Origin of the sequence: Streptomyces sp. S.PB5, assembly GCF_030403745.1 — a bacterium.
Classification (GTDB): Bacteria; Actinomycetota; Actinomycetes; order Streptomycetales; family Streptomycetaceae; genus Streptomyces.
Window position 1 is genome coordinate 24,417 of record NZ_JAQMWP010000035.1, and the last position, 25,199, is coordinate 49,615.

The following is a 25,199-nucleotide window of genomic DNA, read 5'->3' on the forward strand; positions in this document are numbered from 1 at the left end:
GCCGTCAGGCCTGGAGGTATTCCTGCAGGTCGCTGAGGACCGAGTCGGCCGCGGTAACGCCGAGACCCAGGTACCAGGTCTCGTCCGGCACGTCACGGGCGTGGCCGTCCTTGACCGCCTTCAGGTTCTTCCACAGCGGGTTGCCCTGGGCCTTGGACTTGTCGGTGGCCTTGGGGTCGCCGTAGACACCGGTGAAGATCCAGTCGGCGTCGGCCTGGTCGATGTTCTCGGCGCTGATCTCGGCGGCCAGGTCCTCGATGTCCTGGTTCTTCGGGCGCGGGATGCCGACGTCCTTGAGGATCGTGCCGATGAACGAGTCGTTGCCGTACAGGCGGATGACCCCGTCGGGCATGTAGCGGACCATCGAGACGGTCGGCTTGTCGGCGCCGAGCTTCGCGCCGAGTTCCTTCGCCCGCTTCTCGTACGCGGCGAGCTTGGCCTTGGCCTCGGCGGTCTTGTCCAACGCGGCGGCGTTGAGCAGGTAGTTCTGCTTCCAGGTGAAGCCGGGGCGGATCGAGAACACGGTCGGGGCGATCTTCGACAGCTCGTCGTACTGGGCGGCGGCGCGCAGCTGGCTGCCCAGGATCAGGTCGGGCTTGAGGCCCGCGATCGCTTCCAGGTTGAGGCTGTTGATGGTGCCGACACTCTTCGGCGAACCCGCGTCCTTCTTCAGGTACGACGGCAGCTCGGGTGAGCCCTCGGTGGTGGCCAGGCCGACCGGCTTGATGCCGAGGGAGACGACGTTGTCGAGCTCGCCGACGTCCAGGACGACGACCCGCTTGGGCTGAGTCTTGATCACGGTCTCGCCCATGGCCTGCCGGATGGTCCGCGGCCACTGTCCCGGCTTGGCGTCGGTGCCGAGCGCGGCGGTCTTCTGGGCGGCGTCGGCGAAGTCCTTGCCGCCCTTCGCGACCGACTTGGAGTCCTTCTGGACGGAGCTGCTGGTGCCCTTGCCCTCCGTGGCGGAGTCGCTGCCGCACGCCGCGAGGGAGAGAGCGGCGACGACGACGAGAGCGACGGCGGCAGGGCCGCGGCGCCGAAGTGACATGGAACAGCTCCTTGCTGTGATCAAGATAGTTAGGCGAGGCTCACCTTATGCGATACGTGTGTGGGGCAGACAGGTGGGCCTGCCCCTTCGCGGGGTAGGAGCCCATCGCGCGCCACAGGGCGAGCCAACTCGGTTCCGCCGTCGACAAGTTCGTACTCGCGGGTGTGATCGAGCGGGAGGGTGGCGGTGGCCGAGACGAAGGCGCCGGCGGGAGAAGGCCGGGATCGGGAACCCGTCTCAGCCGGCTTCGGCGGTGAGTCGTCGCTCGGTGACGGCGAGCTGGTCGGCTGCCGGTTCGGGGAGCACGCCGGGCCACGCACCGGCCCGGGCCCAGTCCCGTGCAGCCGTGACCTTCCACCCCGGTCAGGACACACGTAGGGGCCGAGAGTCCAGTCACCGCCCCAGGGTCGTTCCTGATCCCCCGTCGGGCGACTGTCCGGCAGGCGGCTGCGTGGGTTGCCTCCACGCCGTCCCGCGGGCGGCACCGAATATCGGCCGCATGTTCCTGAACCACCACAAACACGCGACTGATGTCCATCTGGCACACCCTGAATGGCAACCCGCGCTCCGACGGGCAGGTGTGCGGTGGTCCTCTGCGTCGATGCCATCGATGCGCACAGCATCAAGGACCACCAATGACACTTCAGCCGAAGAGAACAGCCGCGGCGCGCCGCAGCGGTCGCGGCCGCCGTCGCACTGGCCCTGGTCGGCTTCATGGCGGGGGCGCAGAAGCCGCGTACGGCTCCAACGAGACGACCGCCGACGACGCCCGCAGCCACCCCACGGCCGACGACTGGCTCCAGGACACCCCGGAGAACTGGTCCCTGGTCGTGGACCGCACCCGCACTCCGGCCGAGGCCGTCACCCGCGGTCTGACGCACGACAGCGAGCCGTACCCGTCCAGCCACGCTTTCAGCGTGCGGTCCGTGATGGTCAGCCCGGCGGCGCGTGCGGCGACGCGGGCGTGGTCGGTGCGGGTGAGAGAGTGCAGGCGGGCCAGCAGCCCTCGCCGGGCGGTGACGGGCATAGCGATGTAGCCGACGAGCACGTCGAGCTGACGGGCCACGGCCTCGTGGCCCCTGATCCCGCACGCCCCGAATCTACCGAACTCACCGTTCCTCTCCGGGACCCTCGACTCCTCTCGCTCCGGGAGCTGGCTGCACACGCTTGCCCCCGTCGAACCCGAGGTCATGTCACGGGAGTTCCGCGAACGGATTTCCCGGTGCTGCGGCCTGCAGCGGCTGGCGACGCTCCTGTACCTGTGAGTAGGTGTTCTTGAAGGTCGGCTGACGACTGAGGGTCCGCAAAAAGCATTCAGGCTTGAGTAGTAGCTCGCGTAGGGTTCCCCAGTTGCCGAGCTGAAAGGGTGGATGGTGGCCGTGACGCCTCGGGCAGTGACGCGAGACCAGTTGGCGGGGGCGGCCCGGGCCGCAGTGGGTGGCGGTCGGACGCTGGAGGCCGTCGAGCGACTCACCGGCGGCACGACGAAGGGCGTGTACCGCCTCACGATGAACGACGCCACGACGGCGGTCGCCTACCTGTGGAAGAAGTCGGAGAACTACTGGCCAGCGACTGAGGGCGACGGCGACCTCACCGACCCGTTCGCGCCCGGTGTCGGACTTGACCTGTTCGAAGCCAGCCACGCGCGCCTGGCCTCGCTCGGCTTGCGGGTTCCCGAGGTCTACTTGGTCGACCGGGACCGCACTCACTACCTGGCCGACCTGGCGATCGTGGAGGACTTCCCCGGCGAGGACCTGATGGACCTGTTCAACCGCGACCCGCGCGCCGCAGAGCCGACCATGGCCCGCCTTGCCGACGCCCTGGCTGTGATGCGATGCCATCGAGCGCCGTCGTTCGGAAAGGTGGCCCAGATCGACAAGGGGGGAACGTCCAGGGCGGCATCGTGTGAGGTGGCAGCGCTGGAGTTCGCGCTGCGCTGCCTCGCCGAGGCGGCCTCCCGTGACCGGAGGATCTCGGACGCTCGCGGCAGGCTGGAGGAGCGGCTGCGTGAACTCGCCGCGGCGGTGCGACCGCGTGCCGAGTACTCGGTCGTCCATGGCGAGCTGGGGTTGGATCACGTGCTGGTGGACCGGGACGGTAACCCCGTCGTGATCGACTTCGAGGAGCTGCTGTACTTCGACGTCGAGTGGGAGCACGTGTTCCTGCGGCTCCGCCACTCCGAGGACCAATACCGTCGGTTGGCGGTGGAGGACCTCGACGAGGACCGACTCGCCCTCTACAGGCTCACCCAGCACCTGTCCCTGACGGCGGGGCCACTCCGGTTGCTCGACGGAGACTTCCCCGACCGGGCGTTCATGCAGGGAATTGCCGAGCACCACCTGAACCAGGCACTGACGCTGGTCTGAGGGTGTTGGTCACCAGGAGGACACCCGTGTTTTTCTCCCGGTCGGTACGGGGGCTTTTGCGGGTGGGACGCCGGGTCATGGTGGTGGTCTCAGGCCCAGTCCTCGAGGTCGCCGGCCTAACCGCGGTCGGCCCAGACCTGCGCGGTCTGCGGCTGAGTGAGGCGCAGGCCGCCAGAACACGTCCCGGGCGGCATCACGACCTGCAGACCGTCAGCGCATGGACCTGAGCCGCCACCGAGCCTGCTGGACAGGCCCGTACCCGCGGCGACCGCCTCGCGCACCGCGGTCGTCATCACGAACTCGCAGTCCGCCGGCGCCAGAGCCGCGACCGCGTCCAGAACAGGCACGGACTTCGACGGCTCCCTCAGACCACCGAACAGCATGTCGTGCTCCAGCACCTGCCAGGCCAGCAGATGCTCCACCTGCACGCCGGCCAGCCCCTCTCAGCATGCCTCTGCCCGGGCCCGGTCCTGATCGAGGTAGGCCCACGTCAGATCCGTAGCCCGCCACATCCCCTCCACCAAAGCCGCCTGCTCCCCTGCCGCCCCCATCGCTGCCATGCAGCCCCTTGTAGCTGGGTGCGGCCGGGGGCGCTTAGCGTGATCCCGACGATCAGCAGCTGGCGCGGGGAGGTCTGGCCATGGGGTGGACACGGAAGGCGACCGAGGTGGTGCACCGGGGCCCCTTCATCGTGCTGAACCGCGACGCGGTGATCCGACCGGATGGCAGCAGCGGCACGTACGAGCACATCACGGTCGACAACGCGGTGCGCATCGTCGCTCTCGACGGCCACGGCGAGGTCGCCCTGGTCGAGGACGGCTTCTACCTCCAGCGGCGACGTGTCCTTCACCTTCCGGGAGGCGGCAGCGGCGGCCAGGAGCCGCAGGAGGCGGCGCTGCGGGAACTGGAGGAGGAGACGGGGCTCGTGGCAGGCAGGGCACGACCGCTCGGTGTGATCGATCCGCTGCCCGCCGTGACGGCTGCGACGACTCACCGCTCGCTACCGATCTGCGGCCCGGCACGATTCACCGCGATGACACAGAGATCGGCATGACGGTGCACTGGTGGAAGCTGAGCGCGGCCGTGGACGCTGTTCGTGCCGGTCGCATCACCGAGGCCGGCAGCGTCGCCGGACTGCTCCTGGCGGCCAACGTGTGCGAGTAGGTGAGGCGCCGGAGGGCGACGAGTGGCCCGTAGCCGTCAGTCGTGGCGTGCGAGCTTGACCGAGGAGATGAGCAGGATCACGGCCAGCACGGGGATGAGCACCATGTCCGAGAACACTCCGGCCAACAGCCCGCCCAGCACCGCGCCGCCGACCGAACCCGCGGCCATGACCAGGGTGAAGCGGAGGTTGGCGCCCAGGACCGCGAAGCTGCCGTCACGGCTGTAGCGGGCAAAGGCGACCAGCATGGTGGGCAGCGACACCAGCAGGGACAGGCTCCCGGCCGTCTTGATGTCCACCGGGAACAGCAGCATGATCGTCGGGATCAGCAGCTCGCCCCCGGCGACGCCCATGATCGTCGCGACCACCCCGATGCCGAACCCGGCCACCGCCCCACTGGGCACCTGCGCCCACAGCGGCAGCGACAGCGTCCCCACGGTGGTGACGTGGGTGACCATCAGGGCCGCGGCCATGAGGACCATGAGCGCGGCCAGCACCTTTGGGAGGGTGGAGCTGCGCATCCGCACGGCCCACGTCGCACCGGCCCAGGCGCCGATCAGGCTCCCCGCCAGCAGGTTGACCGTGATCGTCCAGTGCGCGGCCGGCGCAGAGACGGGGACCACTGCCGGACGCGCGGGCAGCGAGAAGAGCACCACGACCAGGCTCATCGCCTTGTTCAGGATGGCCGCGGAGAGTGCGGCGAACCCGAACAGGCCGATCATCCCGCCCAGGACACCGATGGCCGCTCCCGCACCGAACACCGAGGCATCGAGTGCGTGGAGCGTGCGGGAACGATGTTCTGGTCGGTAGCCATGCCGGGCATCCTCCCCGGCGGCCGGGCGGGTCCGCCATGGCATCGGCTCCCCTTCGGGAAAGGCACCGGCACGTGCCCCGCCTCGCCGTGCAGACGGCCGGCGCAGCGGGCCGTGTTCTCACCTTCAGCGGCATGGCCCGTCAGCTGCACTATGGAACCGGAAGCCTGCCGCTTCCTCTTGCAGGTCGACACCGCCCTCTCCCCTCATCCCCTCAGCTTGACTCTGAAGCCGTGCCGGAACCGGTGATACGTGACGCTGCGTGACGGCGCCGATAGTACCGGGCCGCCGCCAGCCGCCTACGGCGTGTTCTGGACGCCATCCTCTACGTGAACCGGACCGGGATCCCCTGGCGTCACCTCCTGCTCGACCACCCGCGCAACGGCTGCCGACGTGTAGGTTATAGGTCGACCACTAACGTAGGAGTGAAGATGACAGTCAAGGAAGACGTCGCCGCCCGCCGCGCCGCTGCCCAGCACGCCCTGGCCGAGCACCTGCGCCTTACCGCCGCGGGCCGCGTCGACGAATGGGTGGAGCTGTTCGCCCCGGACGCAGTGCTCGAGTTCCCGTACGCGCCGGCCGGCGTGCCCCAGCGGGTGACGGGGCGCGACGCACTGGTCGCGCACATGAGCAACTTCCCCCAGACCTTCGACGTGGAGTTCGTCGACCTGGTCTTCCACGACACGGTCGATCCGAGTCTGGTGATCGCCGAGTTCCGCTCGAAGGGAACGGCGCTGCCGACCGGCAAGCCGTACGAGCAGACCTGCATCTCCGTCGTGCGCACCGATGACGACGGGCGCATCACCCACTACCTGGACTACTGGAACCCGCTGGTGGCGATCGAGGCACTCACCCCCGACGACGTGCCGTCCGACTCCGACCTCAGCGTGACGTTTGGGCGCTGAGGGCACCCGTGTTTGACTGAGACCCATGCCTGCCGCCGGTACCAGCACGAAGAGCGACGAACGACGCCGGGCCATCATGGCCGCCGCGGTCGACTGCTTCGCGCAAAAGGGTTTCTACGGTACGACGACGCACGAGATCGCAGCGTGGGTCGGAGTCTCTCAGCCGTATCTCTACCGCCTGTACCCGAACAAGGAAGCGTTGTTCGCGGCGGCGGTCGACCACGTGTCCGTCGTCATGACGGACACGCTGGTCGCGCACTCGCCGGCGCCAGGTGGGGCCGATCTGGCGCCCGAGGCGGCGTTGGATGCCGCACGCGGCGCCTACGGCGCGCTCGTCGCGGACCGCAACATCCTGCGTTTCCTCATGCACGCGAACTGTGCCGTCGGCGAGCCGCTGGTGGCACAGGCCGTGCGCCGGTGTTACGCCAAGCAGGTCGACACCGTCCGGCAGCTGCTGGGCGACGACGACGCCGTGCGGCACTGGTTCGGCGCCGGCATGCTCGACAACGTGGTCGCCGTGCTGGGCCTGGCCGACATCGATGAACCGTGGGCACACGTCCTCACCACCCGATGACCCGCCACCGGCAGTTCGGCGACCACGGCCCCGAGCCTTCCTCATAGGCCAGCTCGGCCAGTCGGCTCAGAACGCGCTCGGCGCCCAGGAGTCCTCTCGCTCCGCCTGGACCCCCTACAGCCGCCTGGCCAACTCTGCAGCGAGCCCACCCAGTTCACTCCCGCGAGCCGTGATCTGCTCCAGCTCCCCCATCCCCACCCCGCTCCCCCGCTCTCCCGCTCTCCCGCAGCAGGCCCGGTCTTTGCCCCTGCGGGAGTCGAGTTCGAGCTGGCAGGAGAAGTCGTACTCGTCGAGCGTCTTGTGGCGCGGCACTCTTGCACAGCCGCAGGCCAGAGCGGCAACGGCGGTCGTCACGGAGAGCCAGTTCCTCGGACAGGACCAGGTCGAGGAACTGGTCTCCGCCAGGTGGGGCAGGCCGTGCTTGCCCGCCGTGGTGCGTATGCGGTTGCCGGTCAGCTCGCTCAAGAGGACTCCATTCTTGGCGAGTTGGCAGTGAAAGACCCGGTCCCGTCAGCTCGTCATAGACCGACAAGGGACGGCGCCCGACCTCGATCCGGGCGACTGCGCTACGGTTCAACAGGCCGTGCAGCGGACCGACTTGGCCACCGCCGATGGGCTGAGGACGTAGCGGCTGGGTCACGTCGCCGGTCGTCGCGCGACGGCTCTTGCCGGCCAGCAGACGACGCAGCCTGCGAGGGTGGGCTCACGAAACCAAATGGTTCGAGGATCAACCGGTTGATTCGTAGCCTGGTCTCCGTGATCACCCTTGAGCTTTCTGACGGAGCGGGACGACGTGTTGTCCTGCACGAGGTGAACGACGAGAACTGGCGTGCTGTCGCGGATATCGCTCCGCTGGACGACCAGCGCCGATACGTGCCCGCGCTGGCGGCCCGCTACCTGCTTCTGTCCTTGCGGGAAGGCATCTGGCACTCGATGGCGATCTGCGCCGATGACACGGTGGTCGGTCACATCATGTGGGGTCGTGACGAAGACGGCTCATACTGGCTCGGGGGCATGATGATCGACGGCACCGAGCAGGGCAAGGGGGTCGGACGGGCGGCGGTGCGAACCCTCATGGAGTGGCTTGCGCAACGTGAGAGCTGCCGGGAGCTTCGCCTGTCGTATCACCCCGACAACGCCGTGGCCGCACGGCTGTATGCCTCCCTGGGCTTTCAGCCAACAGCAGTCTCTTCCGGTGACGAGGTCGTTGCCAGTCTGTCTGTCCTTGACGGCCATCCCAAAGCCCTGGACTGCCCGTCGTTCTGACGAGAGAGAATGATGTCGGTCTGGGTCAGTTCGTGGACGAGTCCTGGGCTTGGGCGGCGTGGGTACTGGCGAGCCTGTAGGACTCCGTGCCGGTTTCGATGATGTCCCCGCCGAAGGTGAGGGACGGGTGTCCCGCCGAGTGGTGCAGCCATCCGAACGGCTCTGGTCCGGATGGTCTGCGCGCCAATAAGAGGTCGTGCGGCCGGCGGCTGCATGGTGGGCGGCCGGCAGATGGGCGGCGAGGGGATCGCCCACGCCGGCGGCGAACCGCCTCCAGTACAGGGCGCTTTCACGCCGGTCCAGGGTGTAGAGCAGGCAGGCGAAGGTGCGGGCGCCGGTCTGGTCGCAGCCGGCGGCGAACGCCGTGAGGGAGTCGATGTCGTTGGATCGCAGGACCGTCTCGCACAGGCGCCGCACGTGGTCCATGTCGCCGATGACGCGTGACCACAGCGTCGGGGCACCGCAGGCCCGCTGGGGCTGAGGAGCTACCGACTCTCCGTGTGGTTATCCTCCACGAGATGCCCCTTCACCAGTACACCTACTTTGTGTTGTTCAGCCCACACACCTCGGCAGAGGAGATGACCTCGCAACTCGGCATCACTCCTGACGAGGTGTCCGTTCGGGGCAGCCGATTCACCGAGCCGAGGCCGATTCCGGTCAGCCACCGCTGGAAGATCGTCTGCCGGGAGCCAGGTCTACGCGTCGACCAGCAGATCACGAGCATTCTCAACAGGCTCCAGCCCCACACAGACCGCATCGCAGACCTCGCCCTGCATCTGGCCATCAACGGGGGCGGAGCAGTGCTTCAAGTCGTGCGCTACTTCAACAACACCGACCCGGGCAAGCCGAACGCCGCGGATGCCCCCAACACCTTCGGCTGGCATCTGGACCGCAACGTCCTGGACTTCCTCATCGCCACCGGAGCCGAACTCGACGTCGACGAGTACGACATGACCGGAGACGACGAGGACACCGCATAAGCACATGGCCCCCGTATCAAAGGGTCGTTGAGCAGTACGTGACCACGCTCGCGCTCTCCACCGCCGTAATGCAGGACGCGCGGCCGAGCTCCTTGCCTCGTACGAGATCGGGCAGTGGGTGCCGGAGCACGACGTACGGGAGCTCGCCGAAGGCCTCGCGATGGGCCAGTGAACAGAATCGTGCAGCGCCCTACGCGGCGGCAGGACCCGCTCAATCAGGTCTGATGTCATCGCCTTCGAGGGATGTTCGGCACGGCAGGCAGTTCCACTGACACCGCCGTGCAGTCAGGGCGCCGGCCTCGGAGTGTCAACGCTCTCCGGAGTCCTGAGCAGCACACACGGCAGCACCCCGGACGAGGAAGCAGTCCGGGACGCAGCGCATCAGGACGAGATCAGATTCGCCAGGAGCGGATGCGATCGGCTGCGCCGTACCCGTCGGCGCGGCCGGCGTCGATGTCCCGGGCAAGGGGGCGCTGACTCCTCCGGGCTCAGAGTCAGGCTCTGAGCTTGTGTTCTAGCCTTCGGCCTCGAACGGGCCCCGTACGCGCCCACGCTGGGCGTTCCGCCGGACAGGCCGACGACTCTCGCGTGATCATGCGTTCCGCCACGGAACCACGCTCACACGAAGGCCGCAGAGGTGAAGTCGGCTGCACTCCTATGCCCGGCGGGACGCGTTTGACAGCGCATCACCCTTCCGGAACGACTTCTGCTCGTTCCTGAGCCAGGAGGATCGCGGTCACGCTACCGGCCTCGGTGATGCGACCGGACCGTACGGCGTCCACGGCGTCAGCCAGAGGGATCCACGCCACCGTCATCCCGATCTCGGTGTCGTCTCGGTGCAGCTGCCCAGGGTGCAGGTCCGTGGCGAGGAAGAGGTGCGTCCGGGCGCTCGTCGTGGCCGGCAGAGGATCGATCACGCCCAGCGGGTGCAGGGCGCCGGCGAGGACGCCGGTCTCCTCCTCCAGCTCCCGCCGGGCCGCCTGCGGCGGCTCCTGGCCTGCGCTGCCGCCTCCCGGCAGATGCTGGACCCTGCGGCGCTGAAGGTAGAAGTCGTCCTCGACGATCGCGACCCGCCCGTGATCGTCGAGCGCGACCACGCGGACCGTGTCGTCCACGCTGATGTGCTCGTAAATGCCGGTGCCGACTCCATCCGGCTTGACCACCGTGTCGCGGTGGAGCGTCAAGAACGGGCCCTCATGGACCACCTCGCTCGAAAGCTGCACCCACTCGGCCATGCCTGCTCCCCCTTCGTGGCTCCGGCCCAAGTGGACCCGACACCGGACGCTACCTGGCCTCCTGGATTCAGGCGCAGGCGGGACACCGGGGAAGACGGCGTCCAGGGGATCACCCCAGTGCGTCGAGAGCGTCGAGGATGTCGGCCGGTTCGGCGCGGGTGGTGTAGTCGGTGTCGGCAAAGGCCCAGCGGATCACGCCGTCGCGGTCGATGACGTAGGTGGCGGGCAGCGGGAGGGTGCGCGGATGGCCGTGGTTGACGCGCTGGAGGTCGAAGCCGAGTTTGTCGTAGACGGCGGCGAGGTCGTCAGGGAGGTCGAAGGCGAGGCCGTACTGCTTGGCGGTGTCGGAGCCGATGTCGCTGAGGACGTCGAAGGTGAGGGCGTGCTTCTCGGTCAGAGTGAGGGACTCGTCGGGGATCTGCGGCGAGACGGCCACCAGGCGGGCGCCGCGGGTGGTGATGGCCTCGTGGTGCTGCTGGAGGGAGCGCAGGGCGATGTTGCAGTACGGGCACCAGGCGCCGCGGTAGAAGGTCAGGACGACCGGGCCTTGGACGAGCAGGTCGTCCAGGGTCAGGGTCTGTCCGGTCGCGGAGGGGAGGCTGAAGCGCGGGGCCGGCGTACCGACGGTCAGGGCGCGGTCGGCCTGGCCCGAGTCGGCGAGTTCCCGGCTTGCCCGCTGCATGATCTCCCGGATCTCTGCGGGGATCTGCTGCTGACGGGCTTCGTAGAAGGTGCGCAGTTCCGCGTTCAGGGTGGGCATGGCGCTGGTTCCTCCTGGCTGACGGCTGGAGCGGGCCAATCTTGAAATGACCGTTCCAAGATAAGGGCATGCGCGGCCGCGCGCCAGCCGCACGGAGATGTCAATCGGTCACAGGCTGGTGGACGGGTGGTGGCCGGCCAGGGCAAGAGCGCGGACGAAGGCGGCGAAGTGGACCACGCGGCGGGCGAGGAAGCGACAGAAGCGGGGGGTCTGCGACCCGTACGCGGCCCCCCAGAGGGCTGGTATGTGATTCATGAGGGCATGGTCCCGCCACGCGGCACCCCTCGGGTGGATCGTGGACGAAGCTGGACGCCTTCGCACAGGTGGGCGGCCTGCCCCGCTCTGCACCCGCCAGCACCTTCGCGGCGGGGTGAACGCGGAGTATCTTGGAATCCTTATTTCAAGATGACGGAGTGACATGCCGGATATCAAGCACTTCGATCCGGACGCCACCCTGGAGACCGTGGTGCGACTGTTCTGGCGGCAGGGCGTGGCCTCGACCGGGATCCAGGACGTGGTGACCGCGACCGGGCTCAACCGTTCCAGCCTGTACGCCACGTTCGGCGGCAAGCAGGAGCTCTACCTCGCCGCGTTGCGCCGCTACCTGGAGCGGCGGTCCCAGCCGATGTTTCGGCGCCTGGCGGAGGACGAGCGGGGTCTTCCGGCCGTCTCCGAGTTCTTCGGCGACCTGATCGAGGCCCGCTGCTCGGGCGATTACGCCCGCTGGGGCTGCATGGTCTCCAATGCGCACGCCGGTGCCGAGAACAGTGAACCCGAGGTACGCGCGGTCCTGGATCAGCACCACCAGGAGTTGCGGGACGCGTTGTACGCGGCGCTCGTCAGCGCCGAGCGCCAGGGGCAGCTCGCCCCCGGCGCCGATCCCGGTGCTTCCGCCGATCTGCTGGCGCTGCTCGCCTACGGCGTCAACCTGCGCTCGCGTGCTGGTGCCGACGCCGCGACGCTGACCACCACGGTGACCGCCGCCCTGGACGCGATCGCCGACCGGGCGGCGGCGTAGCCGTGCGTGGATCCGCCTCTCAACTGGGGTTGGGGGCAGGCGAAGTGCCTGGACGAAGGGCGGGAGCCGCTTTCGCTTGCGTTTGTGCCGCATCCGCCGTGCAGCCCCTGGGGGACGTGACGTCGATGCCCTCGGGGGCCTTCGCGGCCTTCAGGACGAAGGTCAGGACGACCGTGACCACCACGTTGAGCACGAACGCCGTGAGGCCGATGTAGCCGATCTCGCCGATGCCCGGGATCTCCTTCGACGAACCGCCGAAGTGCTTCTGGGTCGGGGAGGCGACGCCGTACGCGGCGACCGTGCCGTAGATCATGCCGACCGCCCAGCCGGCGAGCAGGGCCCAGCGGTGGAACCAGCGGGTGAACAGGCCGCCGACCAGGGCCGGGAAGGTCTGCAGGATCCAGATGCCACCCAGCAGCTGGAAGTTGATGGCGACCGTCTTGTCCATCGTCAGGACGAAGACCAGCGCGCCGACCTTCACCAGCAGCGAGACCAGCTTGGAGACCTTGGTCTCCTGCTCCGGCGTGGCGTCCGGCTTGATGAAGTCCTTGTAGATGTTGCGGGTGAACAGGTTCGCCGCCGCGATGGACATGATGGCCGCCGGGACCAGTGCGCCCATGCCGATCGCCGCGAAGGCCACGCCCGCGAACCAGGCCGGGAACATGTTCTCGAACAGCTGCGGGATCGCCAACTGGCCGTTGGAACGTCGCCGTGATCGAATGCGGGTACATGAACATGGCCATGGCCGAGCCCAACGCCAGCGTGGCGTACGTCCATTGGCCCTCCGCAGCCGGGAGCAATCCGCCCGCACCCGTCGTGGCGTACTTCCTGTCCGCCGCGGCGAAGATCACATCGAACCCGCCCACCTTGCTCGGGATGAAGACGATCACAACGACGATGACGACGTAGATCAACGCGTCCTTGACAAAGTCGATCATGGCGGGGGCGCGCAGACCCGACGAGTAGGTGTACGCCGCCCGCAAGAGGAGCAGCCAGTGCGCCTCGGAGGTGAAGCCGAGCAGCGACTGGGCGAGCGCGACACACACGAGCTCGGAGTCGGTCAATACCGGGGGCCTGCCCAGCCGTCGTGGTCCCGCCGGCTCGTCGTCGATCTTCACATACATGTGGTCAGAGGGGTCTCGCTGTCGTTCGTCATGCAACGATCAACGAGACCCTTTTCCTTTGCGCTCGCAGGACTTCGGACCTATCCGTCCAGCCCTACCAACTGGGGTGGGAGGGGCCGTTCAGCATTCGTGACGGCGCGGGAGCGGCCCCCCGCTCACCACCGGTGGGTGAACTCCTGGCGGTCGGCGAAGTTCTCGTAGCCTGCCCGTTCAAAAGCCATCCTCATGGCGGTGTTGGCCGCGTCGCAGTCGCCGCGGATCTCCTCGGCGCCCGCTTCGACCAGCAGCCGCGTGCCGCGGGCCACCACCGCGGTCGCGTAGCCGTTACCGCGGCAGGCCGGAGACACAGCCACCAGGCCGATCACCGCGGTCGAGGCGTTTCGGGCGGGGAGGCTGAGGGCAGCCGGCGTGCCGTCCGGAGCGTAGCCGAGTTCCCACCACGAGGGCTCGTACGAGAACTCCTCCATGTCCGCGATGAGGCTCTCCGCCGCACGCCGGGCGCCGTGCTGGGCGACTCTGGCGGCGAGTTGGGCGTCGGCGCTGGTCGGCAGCGCCTCGGCGAGCAGAGAGATGAACGGCTCACGTCCCAGACTGGGCAGGGAACGCCAGGTCAATCGGTCATCATGCGAAGTGAGTTCCGCCCCGGAGCGGCGGCGGAAGCGGCGACCGTCACGGGCCTGCTCGAAGCCCACCAGACGGAGAAGCTCGGCGCGCCGTTCCGGCTCCGCCTGGAACTGCGGCGGCTGCGTCGGCGAGTCGATGACGTGCTCCAGCTCCGTGGCGCCGAGCGAGCCGGCCAGGGCGACGGCCTCGGCCAGCAGTGCCCGGCCGGTGGCCAGGCCCGGCTCGTCCCACGGTGTCTCAAGGAGCACCAGGGCCATCGGGATGTCGTTCCCGGGGAGGGTCCACAGCGCGGTGGCCGCGGTGAGCCGACCGGTCTCGTCCTCCGCGACCAGGCACCACTCCGGCCGCGTGCACTTCTTGGCCAGGAGGTCGGTGAGGTAGGCGGCCGTCCCGGCGTTGCGCTCGGGCTGGTCGGCGTGCTGGACGAGGGCAGGCAGTTCGTCGGGGCGCGCTATACGTACAGGCATGTACTGGGATCGTCCTGTCTCTCGATGATGTAGCTGGACTTTGCATGAAACCGCCACCCAGTAGCACCGGCAGGCATGGCTGTTCCCGCCCTTGTCAGAGCGGCCATCAGACCCGGGCTCACGGGACTGGATACTGTCGGCCTCCTGCGGCAGCGGTGGATCTACAACCGATCAGCGGTGGCCGTGGCCTGGCACAGGGCGGTGCGGCGCAGGCATCTCATTCCACCGGGTAGCGCACCACCAGCACCCCCTCCACATCCCTCCCCACCGCCTCGTACAGATGCGGTACATCCGCCGCCCACCGGGCGTGGCCGCCCGGGCCAACCTCGAGCGGGGCGGAGGCGGGACCAACCCGGGCCGTACCGCTGAAGACCAGCAAGTGCTCCTCCGTGCCCGGCACATGAGCGGCCGAGCGCTGCACCGCGCCGCTCTGAATGCGGATGCGATACACCTCCGACACCGCAGCCGCGTCCTGCACGCGGTCCGTCAGCACCGCGTGCACCGCCGCGCCCTGCACCGGGGCGGGGCCGACGACCGTGCTCAGCGGCGCCTGAAGGGCCGTGGTCAGCGCGTACAGCGTTTCCAGGGTCGGATTGCGTCGGCCCGTCTCCAGTTCCGAGAGCGTGCCCTTGCCGACGCCGGAGCGGCGGGCCAGTTCCGACAGCGACAGGCCGCCGTCCTGGCGCAGACGGCGCAGACGCTCGCCCACCTCCTGGGCCAGTTCCATAGCTTTCCGCCCCTGCTCGCCGGTGATGCGGTGCCCGTGACGCGACCAGCGTTCCACAAACAGAACGTTCTGTAAACGGAACGATCGTGGTAGCCGCTCACGCGTACTGTCGCCGAGGCCAAGGCCGAGCCAAGGCCCAGAAGGAGGTCCAGAGCACACTGCAGCCGGCCCTGGTCGAGGTAGCGGACCGGTATGTGAGCGCTGCCGGTGTAGCCCAACTCCCGGATCTCCTGGAGGAGGTGGCTGACCGGGATGGCCGGTCCCTGGGCATGGCGCCCACGCAGGTGGTCACGGCAGGGGTCGACGAGGGTGGGCCGGTAGCCGGGGCGATGCGGCAGCGGGCTGCGCGAGAGCGGGTAGGGTTCCAGGCCGCCGAGATGCTCGCGGACGGCATTGCTGCGCCGCGGGTGGCGAGGCTGTTGCGGGTCTCGCGGAAGTCCGCCTACCCCTGGCATCTGGACATGCCGGAGCCAAACACTCACGGAACACGGAAGGGTTCGCGTAGTCCCTGACGGACGAGGCCATCGAGCAGATCCGTGAGCTGATCCGCACCGGTGCGGTTTCCCCGGGCTTGAAGCTGCCGTCGTAACCAGAGCTGGCGGCCCAGCTGGGCCTGTCCCGCAATCTGGCCCGGCAGTGAAGGCCCTGGCCGCCCCGCGGGTCCTGGAGGTCCGGCGGGGCGACGGCACCTACGTGACCAGCCTGAGCCGAGCCTGCTCCTCCAGGGCCTCGGCGGAGCCATGGACTGCTGCAGGGCGGCTCGGCCGCCCTGCAGGACCTCATGGAGGTACCACGCCATCTCGAACCGGTCGCCACACTGGCCGCCACCCGCATCTATCTCCGAGGAGCAGTTGACCGAGGTGAAACAACACCTGGACGCCATGGGCGCAGCCCGCGACGGCGTCGAGCAGCTCAACGCCCATGACGCGGCCTTCCACCGTGCCGTCATCTCAGCCACGGGCAACGACACACTGCGCACCCGCATCCGGCGCGGCCTCGCCGCACATGAGGCGAGCTTCACGGCCCTGTCCACCCGCGACGCCGCCCTCAGCCAGGCCACCGCACTGCTACATGAGCAACGCCGAACCGTGGCTGCGCCGGCACCTGCGGTCCACCGGGTCACCCCTCGGCCGCGCCGCGCGGCCGAGGCGCTCAACGAGGCCCGGCGGACCATGCTCTCGGTGGACTTCACCCGCTCACACAAGTCGTCCGATGGACGGCGCACAACCGACCGCACGGGTGACCAACCACGTTTCTCCGGTCTCCGCCATGGTCGGGAACACATGGGTGGACCCCCTGTCCGGCGAACGGGTCCTTCCCTCCGAACACAGCGACAACTACCTGCGGCCGCTGCCCGATGAGAGAGTGAACGTGTCCACGTCGAACAGCGCTCCCCCACCGCCGGTGAACCGGAGGAACAGCGGACCCGACGCCGAGCCGGTGAGAGTCGTGGTGACGGTGGTGAAGGTCTCCCAGCCGCCGGTCACCGGCACCGTCACGGTACCGAGCAGGGCGCCGGTGGCCGAGCCCGAGCGGACCTCGATCGTGCCGCCCGCGCCCGCCGAGGACACCTTCGCCGTGAACGTCCTGGCGCCCGCGGTGGAAACGGACGCGTAGCCCGCCCAGTCACCGTTCTCGATGTAGCCCAGCGTCCGTCCCCCGCTCGCCGGGGCATGCGCGGCGACCTGCACGCCGGAGCCGGAGGTGTACGCCTCGGCCTCGACCTGGCCGGTACCCGCCGGAGCCGAGCAGTCGGCTGCCACCTGTCCGGCCGCGTAGCGCACTCCGCCGAGCAGCAGGGAGCGGAAGGCCGGGTCGGCGTAGGAGGCGATGGTGTGGCCGAGCCCGGTGTAGAAGGAGCGGCCCTGCCCCTGGCGGTGGCACCAGGTGATGGGGTGGTCGGCGCCCATCGAGCCGCCGCTGTAGGTGCTTTCGTCCAGGGTCTGCAGGACGTGCACGCCGGTGCGGGGATTGGTGCGGTAGTTGTACCACTCGTCGGTGCGGGTCCAGGTCGCGCCGAGGTGGGAGGTGGCCGGGTGGGTGCGGTCCTCGGTGCGGATCGTGGCCTGCTGGATCGCGGGATGGCTCTGGAACCACGCGCCGACCAACTGCCCGTAGTACGGCCAGTCGTACTCGGTGTCGGCGGCCGCGTGCACGCCCAGATAGCCGCCCCCGGAGTCGACATAAGTTTGCAGGGCGGTCTGCTGGGCGGCGTTGAGGACGTCGCCCGTGGTGTTGAGGAACACCACGGCCTCGTAGCCGCCGAGGTTCGTCGTGGTGAAGGCGCCGGGGTCCTCGGTGGCGGTGACGGAGAAGTCGTTCTGTGCGCCGAGGGTGCGCAGGGCGTCGATGCCGGCCGGGATCGCGTCGTGCCGGAACCCGGCCGTCCTGGAGAACACGAGGACCTCGAAGGAGGCCGCGTGTGCGGTCTGCACCGGGACCACGAGGGCTCCCAGTACGGCCAGGGCCAGGGCCGTCGCGCCGCGGCGCAGCCGCCGCGTCAGGGTGGTCATGGTCATCACTCCTTCCGTGTCGAGGAGGCGAGCGTGAACGTGTCGACGTCGAAGAGGCTGCCGGTTCCTCCGGTGAAGGTGAGGAAGAGGGGGCCCGTTCCGGCGCCGTTGAGCGTGGTGGTGACGGTGGTGAAGGTGTCCCAGCCGCCGGTCACCGGCACCGTCACCGAGCCGAGCAGCGGTCCGGTCTGCGAGCCGGAGCGGAACTGGAGGGTGCCGCCGGCACCGGCGGAGGAGACCCTGACGGAGACGGAGGTCGCGCCCGCCGTGGAGACGGAGGCGTAGCCCGCCCAGTCGCCGTTGTCGATGTAGCCCAGTGTCAGTCCGCCGCTCGCGGAACCGTGTGCGGCGGACTGGACGCCCGAGGCGGAGCTGTACGACTCCGCCTCCCACGGTGTGGTCGTGGTGGAGCCGGAGCCGAGGGTGAAGGCGTCGACGTCGAAGAGGTTGCCCTGCCCGGTCGGGCCGCGGAACACCAGGAACAGCTCGGTGGTCCCGGCGGGCGCGCCGGAGAGGTTGGCGGTGACGTCGGTGAAGGTGTCCCAGCCGCCGGTGACCGGCACCGTGGCGGTGCCGAGCAGGGTGCCGGTGGAGGACCCGGCGCGGACCTGGAGGGTGCCGCCCGCGCCGCCGGAGGCCACCCGGGCGGTCAACTTCGTGGCGCCCGCGAGGACGTACGGCTTGAACGAGATCCAGTCGCCGTCGTCGGTGAAGCCGACCGTCCTGCCGCCCTCGGCGGTGGCGTGGTTCGCGATCTCGATGCCGGACTGGGCGCCGAAGTGCTCACCCTGCCGGTGGCGGGGTTGCAGGGTGCGCACCGAGTGCGTGGTCAGGCCGCCCGCGTCGGTGTACTCGGCGTCGAGGACCCCGTAGAGGTTGGCGGCGCTGTCGTGTTCCCCGTCGGCGGGCACGGTCAGGTTGCCCTGGCAGCCGCTGGTGGAGGTGATGGCGTGGGTGTGGCTGTCATGGCCGAGGAGATAGGTGACCTTGACCTTGGAGCAGTCGACGGTGCCGTCCTCGGGATCGCTGACCTGCACCCGGAAGGGCACGGTGTCGCCGAAGGCGAACGGCTGGCCGTCCGGGGGCTGTTGCAGGGTCACCGTCGGCGCCGTGTTGCCCGCGGTGACCACCAGGCTCGCGGTGCCGGTCAGGCCCTGCGGGTCGCGGACCGTGAGGGTGGGCCGGTAGGTTCCGGCGGTGGTGTACGTGTGGCTGGGGTCGGCCTGGGTCGACGTGGTGCCGTCGCCGAAGTTCCAGGAGTAGGTCAGCGCTCCGCCCTCGGGGTCGGAGCTGCCCTGCGCGGAGAACCGCACGGTGAGCGGCAGGGCTCCGGAGGTGCGGTCGGCGGACGCCCGGGCCACCGGGTTGCGGTTGCTGCCCGCGATGTACTCGATGCGGTACAGGGCCTGGTTGTTGCTGCCGGATCCGTAGTCCAGGACGTACAGCGCGCCGTCCGGGCCGAAGTCGGTGTCCATGACCTGGGTGCCGCTCCAGGGGACGTTCTCGATCGTGCCGTAGGTGCCGTCGTTCTTCACCTCGACGGCCTTGATCCACCGGCGCCCGTACTCGGCGGCGAAGAACCGGCCGTCGAGGGACTGCGGGAACTTCACCGTGGACGTCGAGCCGGCGTCGTACCGGTAGACCTCGCCACCCATCGGCGACTCGGATCCGCCGCCGAACTCGGGCGGTGAGCCGTCCAGGCCGTACTTGATCCAACTCGGCTTCGCGGGCGGCAGCTTGGCCTGGCCGGTGTTGCGGAAGGAGTTGTTGGCCGGGCCGCCCGAGCAGTCGTACTTCGCTGCGGAGGGGCCGCTGGGGAAGGTGTACTCGTTGTACGTCTCACTCGTGGTGTTGGTGCCGGTGCAGTACGGCCAGCCGTAGTTGCCGGGCGCTGTGATCCGGTCGAACTCCACCTGCCCGCCCGGTCCGCGGTTCGGGTCGGTGGCACCGGCGTCGGGGCCGTAGTCGCCGAGGTAGATCGTGCCGGTGGGGCGGTCCACGGACATCCGGAACGGGTTGCGGAAGCCCATCGCGTAGATCTCGGGACGGGTGCCCGCGGTGCCCGGCGCGAAGAGGTTGCCCGCGGGGACGGTGTAGCCGCCGGCGGCGGTCGGTTTGATCCGCAAGACCTTGCCACGCAGGTCGTTGGTGTTGCCGGCGCTGCGCTGGGCGTCGAACTGCGGGTTGCGGTTGGTGCGTTCGTCGAGCGGTGCGTACCCGGAGGAGTCGAACGGGTTGGTGTCGTCGCCAGTGGTCAGATACAGGTTCCCGGCCGCGTCGAAGTCCATGTCACCGCCGACATGGCAGCACTGGCCGCGGTCGTTGGGCACTTCCAGGACGACCTTCTCGCTGGCAGGGTCCAGGGTGCCGTCGGCACGCAGCGTGAACCGGGACAGGTTGAGGTGTCCCTTCCAGCGCTCGAAGTCGGCGGCACTACCGGTGACGGGCGCGTCTCCGGCCGGGGTGGTCAGCTTCGGGGAGTAGTAGAGGTAGACGTACCGGTTGACGGTGAAGGAGGGGTCGACTGCGATGCCCTGCAGGCCCTCCTCGTCGTGGGTGTAGACGTCGAGCTTGCCGACCTGCTTGGTGTTGCCCGCGGCGTCGGTGAGGCGGATCGTGCCGTCGCGGGCGGTGTGCAGGGCCGACCGGTCGGGCAGGACGGCCAGGGACATCGGTTCGCCCAGCTCTGCCGCGCCGAGGGCGAGTTGGACCTGTTGGTAGTCGCCGGGCGGGAGGTCCGCCGGGGCGGCGGAGGCCGGACCGGCCGTGGGGCCCGCCGTGACGGCGGCGGCCAGGAGAAGCGCCAGCGCGGTGATCGTTCTCAGCCCCGCGTGAGGGCGTCGAAACATGGGGGTGTCCTTCCTGACGATGCGGGTGTCAGGCAAGGCGCGCGCCGGCCGCGCTTGCTGGGGTGTGTCTGTACGGGGCACGGCGAAGAAACCGCCGGACTCCGGACCATTCGATGCGCTGTGCGGATAAATTACGCCTTGAACTAAGGGAGTTGCAGGCTTCCGCAGATCTCTTGCATGCTGCGCGGCACTGCCACATTTGTCAAGAGCCTGTCAAAATCGTCGGCATCGCCCACGCTGATCAGACGGGCCCGTCAAGTCGGGGTCAACTCTTCGCCGGGTCTGCCCACTTGATGAACTTCGCCGAGGCGGGCAATACACGAAGGGCGAGCGACCGCGACGAGCGTCTGCGGCCCCGGAGAAGCGAGCTGACCGGTGCGGGCCGCCCACTGAGGCGGCATCCGCTCACAGGCAGTAGCGCTCGGCTTTCCGGATCGGGGCAGGAGGAACCACCCGCTGTAACAACTCCCACAACTCATCCGGCACCAGACGCTCGACGATCCCTGCCACGACCGCCGATACCGAACTCGGGCACACACGCGGTACGCCCACAGCCGACCGCCCCGATAGGGCATAGCCGCAAGCACTCGGTTGCGTTTCTGCGTCGCACGATGTCCTCAGGCGACGCGGGACGAGGAGGGCAGTCGTTTCCCCGGCCCGTGTAGACGGCGCCGCATCTGGTGCAGCGGGCGGAGGCGGGGGTGTGGGCAGGGACAGGCACGACCGGGTGCCTCGTGCCATCGATCGGAGCATCGAGGCGAGCGGTCGGATGAACTTCACGTCGATCTGCACGCGTGGCCGGGCAGTTGCTTCTCGTACCGCTTCCATCTGTGATCTTCCGACGACCTGGACGCGGCCTCGGCCCGATAGCGGTGGTACCAGGAGTAATACGCCTGCCGGCTGATGCCGAAGTACCGGCAACTCATGGCGACGTTGCCGGTGACCTCTTCGGGGAGCATCCACATCTCCGCCGCTCCAGACGTCCTACTACTGACGTCTGACACCCAGCTCACCCGCATCGTCGGCGAAGTCGCGGAGCCCGGTGCCGCATCCAGGAACAGCAGCTGATCGAGGCCGGACGTGCCAGGAATCGCCTGTCAGACTCCCTCGGCCTTACGCAGCGCTTGCCACGTCTGCGGTCCGACGATACCGTCCGCGCCCAGTCCCGTCCGATTCTGGAGGGTGAGGACGGCCCCGTGGGTGAGGGGGCCGAAGTCGCCGTCGACTTCGCCGACTTCGGTGATGCCGTGCACATACCTCAGCAGGCACTGCAGTTCTCGGACCTGGCTGCCGCCGTCGCCCCGCTTGACGGTGAAGTTCCAGGTGCCGCTCCAGCCCGCTGTGTAGCCGCGGCCGTGGGCGTCGTCCTCGTACACGGCGGGCTTCTCACAGGTGGGGGGTGCCGCGGACGCCGGGGCCGAGTCGCGCAGGGTGTACGTCACTGTCGCCGCCGTACCCAGTGCGAGGACCGCCACCGCCGAGACCAGGACCGGCCGCACCCACCGTCGGGGCCGCAGTCTCGGCAGCCGGGCCGAGCGTGCGGCACCTGCCGCCTGTTCCGCCTGGCGGAGCAGGGCTTCGGCCCCGATGCGTTCGGCGTGGGTGCGGGCCAGACAGTCTGTGATGATCTGACGCCAGGTGGCGGGGAGTTCGGGGGACAGACGGAGCTCCTCGGTGCCTCGTGCGTAGCGTGTGGCCGCGTCGCAGCGGGCCTGTGTGGTGGCTCCGGGCAGCGGGAAGGTGCCGGTCAGAACGACGTGGGCGAGGACGCCGAAGGCCCAGATATCGGCGGAGGGCCTGATCCGGGTGCCCCGCTCGTCGATCTCCGGCCAGAGCAGTTCCGGCGGCGTGTAGTCGGGAGTGGAGAAGGCGGGAGCGTAGGCGTGGGTGCCCTCCAGTTCGGCGGCCATGTTGAAGTCGGCGAGCCGTACCGAACCGTCCTCCAGCAGCAGCACGTTGGCGGGTTTGAGGTCCCCGTGCACCCAGCCCGCGTGGTGCAGTTGATGCAGGCCCTCGCAGATCTGGGCGAGCAGGGCGGGGCCCGCCTCCAGCCCCGGATCACGAGCCAGTACGGCGTCCAGGGAGCCCTCGGCCCGCTCCAGTACGAGGACCGTGGCGCCGTCGAGGTCCGGGTGGCCGGGGTCGTCGATCGTCACGGTGTCGTACATCCGGATCAGCCGGGGTGTGCGCAGCCGGCCGAGTAGCTCCACTTCCCGCGCGGCCAGTTCCCGCAGATGATGCAGTTGGCGTGGGGTGCGGGTGCCGGTGGGCAGGAACTTCAGGGCCACCTGGCGGGGCAGGCCGGGCTCGTCATCGCCGACGCGCCTGCCGACGTAGACCGTGGCGAACGCACCGGACGCCAGCGGCTCGCGAACCTCCCAGGCGCCGACTCGATAGCCCTGCGGGACAGAAACGGCGTACGACTGCTGCCTGGTCATCGGACCACCTCGCTCGCGGCCGGGGTGAGGACGGCCAGGTCGTCCTCGCGGACCAGGTCGAAGCGGAGAGCGAGCGAGACAAGCAACTCCTTCTTGCCGTTGACGCGGTGGCCCGGCTCTGCTGTGTCCGGGCCCGGCCTCAGCCGCAGTTTGACGCTGAGGTAGTCGATGTTCCAGTACACGGCCGAGCGGCTGACCGTCGGCCACACCGGGCGCAGCCGCTCAGTCAGGTCCTCGACCGCCGGCAGCGGCGCATGCGGTTCGCCGCGCAGGCGTGGCTCGCACAGGGCGGTCAGGACCGCGAAGTACCGCTTGGTGCGGTCGAGGGTGAACGCGGGTGTGGTCAGGTCTCCGGCAAGGGTGTGGCGGGCGATGCTGGCGAAGGTGTGGCGCGGCGCCCACACGTCGAAGGTGAGCAGGTCGCCCGCGGCGGGCAGGACCACGCGCGCGAACTCGAACGGCACGGGCGCCTCCATGCGGCCCGGTGCGACCTTGATGTGTTCGCCCGCGCCCTCCGGGTTCTCCACCACGTAGGTCTGGTCCTCGCTGTGATTGCTCAGCAGCCAGAAGTTCCGGTGCGCCGTGATCTCGCCGGCGACCCGGGGCACACCTTCGTGAGCGATCGTCAGGCCGTCGTCCGCCGCGGCTCTGCCGAACGCGAGCCGCTCACCGTCCGCGATCTTGAGCTGCCCGAGGTGTCCGCCCGTGCTTTCGTGCGGCGGTGGTACCACGATGACGCTGTACACGGAGTTGTCCCCCTTCTCCGACGCCATGGGGGCGTACCCCCAGTTCGACGAAAGGCAGGGTAAGGGATGCCTTATCAGCCGAGCGAAGCATTGCCCGCGTCTCGGAGAGTCGGTGAAGGTCGCCGGCGAATGTGCTGCTCTCGGCGGCGAGTCCGCTCCCGGCATCTCTCCTGGAGCGTTCCGGGCAGAGCGCAGGGTGACGGGCAGATTGCGATCTACGAGGGGTCGGAGGAGGCAAGCTGGTGCATCAGTTCCTCGTCGTGGCCCGAAGCTGGAGTGGCTGCTGCTGTCTCCTGAAGAACGGGCGGGGTTGGAGCGGTGGACGCGTCGGGCGACATCGGCCCAGGCCCTGGCTCTGCGGGCGCGGATCGTGCCGGCCTGTGCGGGGCCGGAAGTACCGCCGATCGTCGCGGTCGCCCGGGAACTGCGGGTGACAGCGGACACCGTCCGCAAGTGGCGGCGGCGCTTCCTCGCCGAGCGGCTGGACGGGCCGGCCGACGAGCCGAGGCCGGGCCGGCCGCCCACCATCAGTGTCGATCAGGTGGAGGCAGTGGTGGTCAACACGCTGGAACAGCTGCCGAAGAACGCCACCCACTGGTCCCGGAAATCGATGGCCGAGCACAGTGGTCTGTCGAAGTCGACCGTCGGCCGGATCTGGCGGCAGTTCCAGCTCAAGCCGCATCTGGCCGACACCTTCAAGCTGTCGACGGACCCGTTGTTCGTGGGACAGGTCTACGACGTCGTCGGCCTTTACTTCAACCCGCCCGAGGGGGCGGTGGTGCTGTCGGTGGACGAGAAGTCGCAGATCCAGGCCCTGGACCGGTCCCAGCCGGTGCTGCCGATAATGCCGGGCATGCCCGAGCGGCGCACCCACGACTATGTCCGCAACGGCCTGACCACCTTGTTCGCCGCCTTCGACGTCGCCACGGGTGAGGTCATCGCCCTGCACCGCCGGCACCGGGCCGCGGAGTTCAAGAAGTTCCTGATCCGGATCGACAACACGGTGCCCGCGCACCTGCAGATCCACCTGATCGTGGACGACTACGGCACCCGCAAGACTCCCGCGATCAAGGCCTGGCTGGCCGAACACCCCAGGTTCGAGCTGCACTTCACCCCGACCGGCTCCTCCTGGATCGACCAGGTCGAGCGGTGGTTCGGCTACCTCGCCCACCAGATGATCCGCCGCGGCGCACACAAGACGATCCAGGCCCTGGAAGCCGACATCCGCGCCTGGGCCAAAGACTGGAACGAAGACCCAAGCCGTTCATCTGGACCAAGACAGCCGAAGAAATCCTCGACTGCCTCGCCCGTCTCTGCCGACGGAACTCTGGCGCAGGACACTAGTTCAGAGAAGTCACCAGACCGAACGAGATGGCACCTGACCAGATGGTTCGGGGCATGGCTGACCTCCGCAACAGCCCCGAGCACCAGCAGGTGTCGGTTCTCGGATCTCGTGGCCGATTCTCAAAAGCCGTTGCGACTCGGTGGCCACGGTCGAGACTGCACAGGTCAGAGAAACTGTGTCCTGTCGCATTGGGGCCGTCGGATTCCTACTCGGTCTCGTTCGTGCCGGGAGATTCTCATT

General features: G+C 68.9%; 19 protein-coding genes and 6 pseudogenes. 9 read left to right on the plus strand and 16 right to left on the minus strand.

The genetic code is table 11. The features are described 5' to 3' along the window. Positions 1 to 4 precede the first annotated feature (4 nt). On the minus strand, positions 5 to 1,048 hold the full coding sequence (locus PH203_RS47090; protein ID WP_289928870.1) for an iron-siderophore ABC transporter substrate-binding protein: 1,044 nt from the start codon (positions 1,046 to 1,048) through the stop codon (positions 5 to 7). A gap of 895 nt (positions 1,049 to 1,943) precedes the next feature. After that, positions 1,944 to 2,213 (minus strand): annotated as a pseudogene (locus tag PH203_RS47095) (hypothetical protein); the annotation flags it as partial. A 205-nt stretch (positions 2,214 to 2,418) separates the two neighbouring features. On the opposite strand from PH203_RS47095, the gene PH203_RS47100 reads away from it, so the two are divergent. Continuing rightward, positions 2,419 to 3,414 (plus strand): phosphotransferase, encoded by a 996-nt coding sequence (locus PH203_RS47100; protein ID WP_289928871.1) that lies wholly within the window; start codon positions 2,419 to 2,421, stop codon positions 3,412 to 3,414. Between the two features lie 116 nt (positions 3,415 to 3,530). On the opposite strand, the gene PH203_RS47105 is transcribed toward PH203_RS47100, so the two are convergent. Next, a complete protein-coding gene (locus tag PH203_RS47105; RefSeq protein ID WP_289928872.1) occupies positions 3,531 to 3,842 on the minus strand; it encodes a hypothetical protein in 312 nt (103 codons plus the stop codon). Positions 3,843 to 4,054: 212 nt separating this feature from the next. Between PH203_RS47105 and PH203_RS47110 the strand changes: the two genes are divergently transcribed. Next, positions 4,055 to 4,468, plus strand: coding sequence for an NUDIX domain-containing protein (locus PH203_RS47110; RefSeq protein ID WP_289928873.1), 414 nt, complete (start codon positions 4,055 to 4,057; stop codon positions 4,466 to 4,468). Between the two features lie 146 nt (positions 4,469 to 4,614). Here the strand turns inward: PH203_RS47110 and PH203_RS47115 are convergent, their stop codons facing one another. Then, positions 4,615 to 5,337 carry a sulfite exporter TauE/SafE family protein gene (locus tag PH203_RS47115; RefSeq protein ID WP_289928874.1) on the minus strand — a complete coding sequence of 241 codons (723 nt, stop codon included), beginning with the start codon at positions 5,335 to 5,337 and terminating at the stop codon, positions 4,615 to 4,617. A 482-nt stretch (positions 5,338 to 5,819) separates the two neighbouring features. Here PH203_RS47115 and PH203_RS47120 point away from each other — a divergent pair, with 482 nt between their 5' ends. Both PH203_RS47120 and PH203_RS47125 read left to right on the plus strand, forming a co-directional pair. Further along, positions 5,820 to 6,293, plus strand: a complete 474-nt coding sequence (locus PH203_RS47120; RefSeq protein WP_289928876.1) for a nuclear transport factor 2 family protein — start codon at positions 5,820 to 5,822, stop codon at positions 6,291 to 6,293. Between the two features lie 25 nt (positions 6,294 to 6,318). Next, entirely contained in the window at positions 6,319 to 6,867 is a 549-nt protein-coding gene (locus tag PH203_RS47125; protein ID WP_289928878.1) for a TetR/AcrR family transcriptional regulator, read from the plus strand. A gap of 231 nt (positions 6,868 to 7,098) precedes the next feature. Here the strand turns inward: PH203_RS47125 and PH203_RS47130 are convergent. Then, positions 7,099 to 7,332 (minus strand): annotated as a pseudogene (locus tag PH203_RS47130) (ATP-binding protein); the annotation flags it as partial. Between the two features lie 291 nt (positions 7,333 to 7,623). Between PH203_RS47130 and PH203_RS47135 the strand changes: the two are divergent. Together PH203_RS47135 and PH203_RS47140 are read left to right on the plus strand one after the other, a co-directional pair. Continuing rightward, positions 7,624 to 8,133 (plus strand): GNAT family N-acetyltransferase, encoded by a 510-nt coding sequence (locus PH203_RS47135; RefSeq protein WP_289928880.1) that lies wholly within the window; start codon positions 7,624 to 7,626, stop codon positions 8,131 to 8,133. Positions 8,134 to 8,651: 518 nt separating this feature from the next. Beyond that, positions 8,652 to 9,113, plus strand: coding sequence for a DUF4279 domain-containing protein (locus PH203_RS47140; RefSeq protein WP_289928881.1), 462 nt, complete (start codon positions 8,652 to 8,654; stop codon positions 9,111 to 9,113). Positions 9,114 to 9,799: 686 nt separating this feature from the next. On the opposite strand, the gene PH203_RS47145 is transcribed toward PH203_RS47140, so the two are convergent. From PH203_RS47145 to PH203_RS47155, 3 genes are all read right to left on the minus strand, one after another. Next, complete coding sequence (locus PH203_RS47145) at positions 9,800 to 10,348, minus strand: NUDIX hydrolase (RefSeq protein WP_289928882.1); 549 nt, start codon at positions 10,346 to 10,348, stop codon at positions 9,800 to 9,802. Between the two features lie 109 nt (positions 10,349 to 10,457). Next, positions 10,458 to 11,108 carry a peroxiredoxin-like family protein gene (locus PH203_RS47150; protein WP_289928883.1) on the minus strand — a complete coding sequence of 217 codons (651 nt, stop codon included), beginning with the start codon at positions 11,106 to 11,108 and terminating at the stop codon, positions 10,458 to 10,460. A gap of 108 nt (positions 11,109 to 11,216) precedes the next feature. Continuing rightward, positions 11,217 to 11,363, minus strand: a complete 147-nt coding sequence (locus tag PH203_RS47155) for a hypothetical protein (protein WP_289928884.1) — start codon at positions 11,361 to 11,363, stop codon at positions 11,217 to 11,219. 163 nt (positions 11,364 to 11,526) lie between these two features. Here PH203_RS47155 and PH203_RS47160 point away from each other — a divergent pair, with 163 nt between their 5' ends. Continuing rightward, positions 11,527 to 12,126: a TetR/AcrR family transcriptional regulator gene (locus tag PH203_RS47160; RefSeq protein ID WP_289928886.1), complete on the plus strand. Its 600-nt coding sequence runs from the start codon at positions 11,527 to 11,529 to the stop codon at positions 12,124 to 12,126. A gap of 19 nt (positions 12,127 to 12,145) precedes the next feature. Here PH203_RS47160 and PH203_RS47165 read toward each other — a convergent pair. The 3 genes and pseudogenes from PH203_RS47165 to PH203_RS47175 all read right to left on the minus strand — a co-directional run. After that, a pseudogene (locus PH203_RS47165) lies at positions 12,146 to 13,118 on the minus strand (sodium:solute symporter); the annotation flags it as partial. Positions 13,119 to 13,405: 287 nt separating this feature from the next. Beyond that, complete coding sequence (locus PH203_RS47170; protein WP_289928887.1) at positions 13,406 to 14,341, minus strand: GNAT family N-acetyltransferase; 936 nt, start codon at positions 14,339 to 14,341, stop codon at positions 13,406 to 13,408. Between the two features lie 217 nt (positions 14,342 to 14,558). Further along, positions 14,559 to 15,068 (minus strand): helix-turn-helix domain-containing protein, encoded by a 510-nt coding sequence (locus PH203_RS47175; protein WP_289928888.1) that lies wholly within the window; start codon positions 15,066 to 15,068, stop codon positions 14,559 to 14,561. 508 nt (positions 15,069 to 15,576) lie between these two features. On the opposite strand from PH203_RS47175, the pseudogene PH203_RS47180 reads away from it, so the two are divergent. Then, positions 15,577 to 16,181, plus strand: a pseudogene (locus tag PH203_RS47180) (GntR family transcriptional regulator); the annotation flags it as partial. 248 nt (positions 16,182 to 16,429) lie between these two features. Here the strand turns inward: PH203_RS47180 and PH203_RS47185 are convergent. From PH203_RS47185 to PH203_RS47205, 5 genes and pseudogenes are all read right to left on the minus strand, one after another. After that, positions 16,430 to 17,581 (minus strand): annotated as a pseudogene (locus tag PH203_RS47185) (ThuA domain-containing protein); the annotation flags it as partial. 5 nt (positions 17,582 to 17,586) lie between these two features. Further along, positions 17,587 to 20,430 (minus strand): carbohydrate-binding protein, encoded by a 2,844-nt coding sequence (locus PH203_RS47190; RefSeq protein ID WP_289928889.1) that lies wholly within the window; start codon positions 20,428 to 20,430, stop codon positions 17,587 to 17,589. A 776-nt stretch (positions 20,431 to 21,206) separates the two neighbouring features. Beyond that, positions 21,207 to 21,389 carry a hypothetical protein gene (locus PH203_RS47195; RefSeq protein ID WP_289928890.1) on the minus strand — a complete coding sequence of 61 codons (183 nt, stop codon included), beginning with the start codon at positions 21,387 to 21,389 and terminating at the stop codon, positions 21,207 to 21,209. 138 nt (positions 21,390 to 21,527) lie between these two features. After that, positions 21,528 to 22,868 carry a protein kinase gene (locus tag PH203_RS47200; protein WP_289928891.1) on the minus strand — a complete coding sequence of 447 codons (1,341 nt, stop codon included), beginning with the start codon at positions 22,866 to 22,868 and terminating at the stop codon, positions 21,528 to 21,530. After that, the gene (locus PH203_RS47205) at positions 22,865 to 23,614 is read right to left on the minus strand and encodes an FHA domain-containing protein (protein ID WP_289928908.1); all 750 of its coding nucleotides are present in this window, start codon (positions 23,612 to 23,614) and stop codon (positions 22,865 to 22,867) included. The genes PH203_RS47200 and PH203_RS47205 overlap by 4 nt, the downstream gene beginning before the upstream one ends. A gap of 271 nt (positions 23,615 to 23,885) precedes the next feature. On the opposite strand from PH203_RS47205, the pseudogene PH203_RS47210 reads away from it, so the two are divergent. Beyond that, a pseudogene (locus tag PH203_RS47210) lies at positions 23,886 to 24,958 on the plus strand (IS630 family transposase). The last annotated feature ends 241 nt before the right edge of the window (positions 24,959 to 25,199 follow it).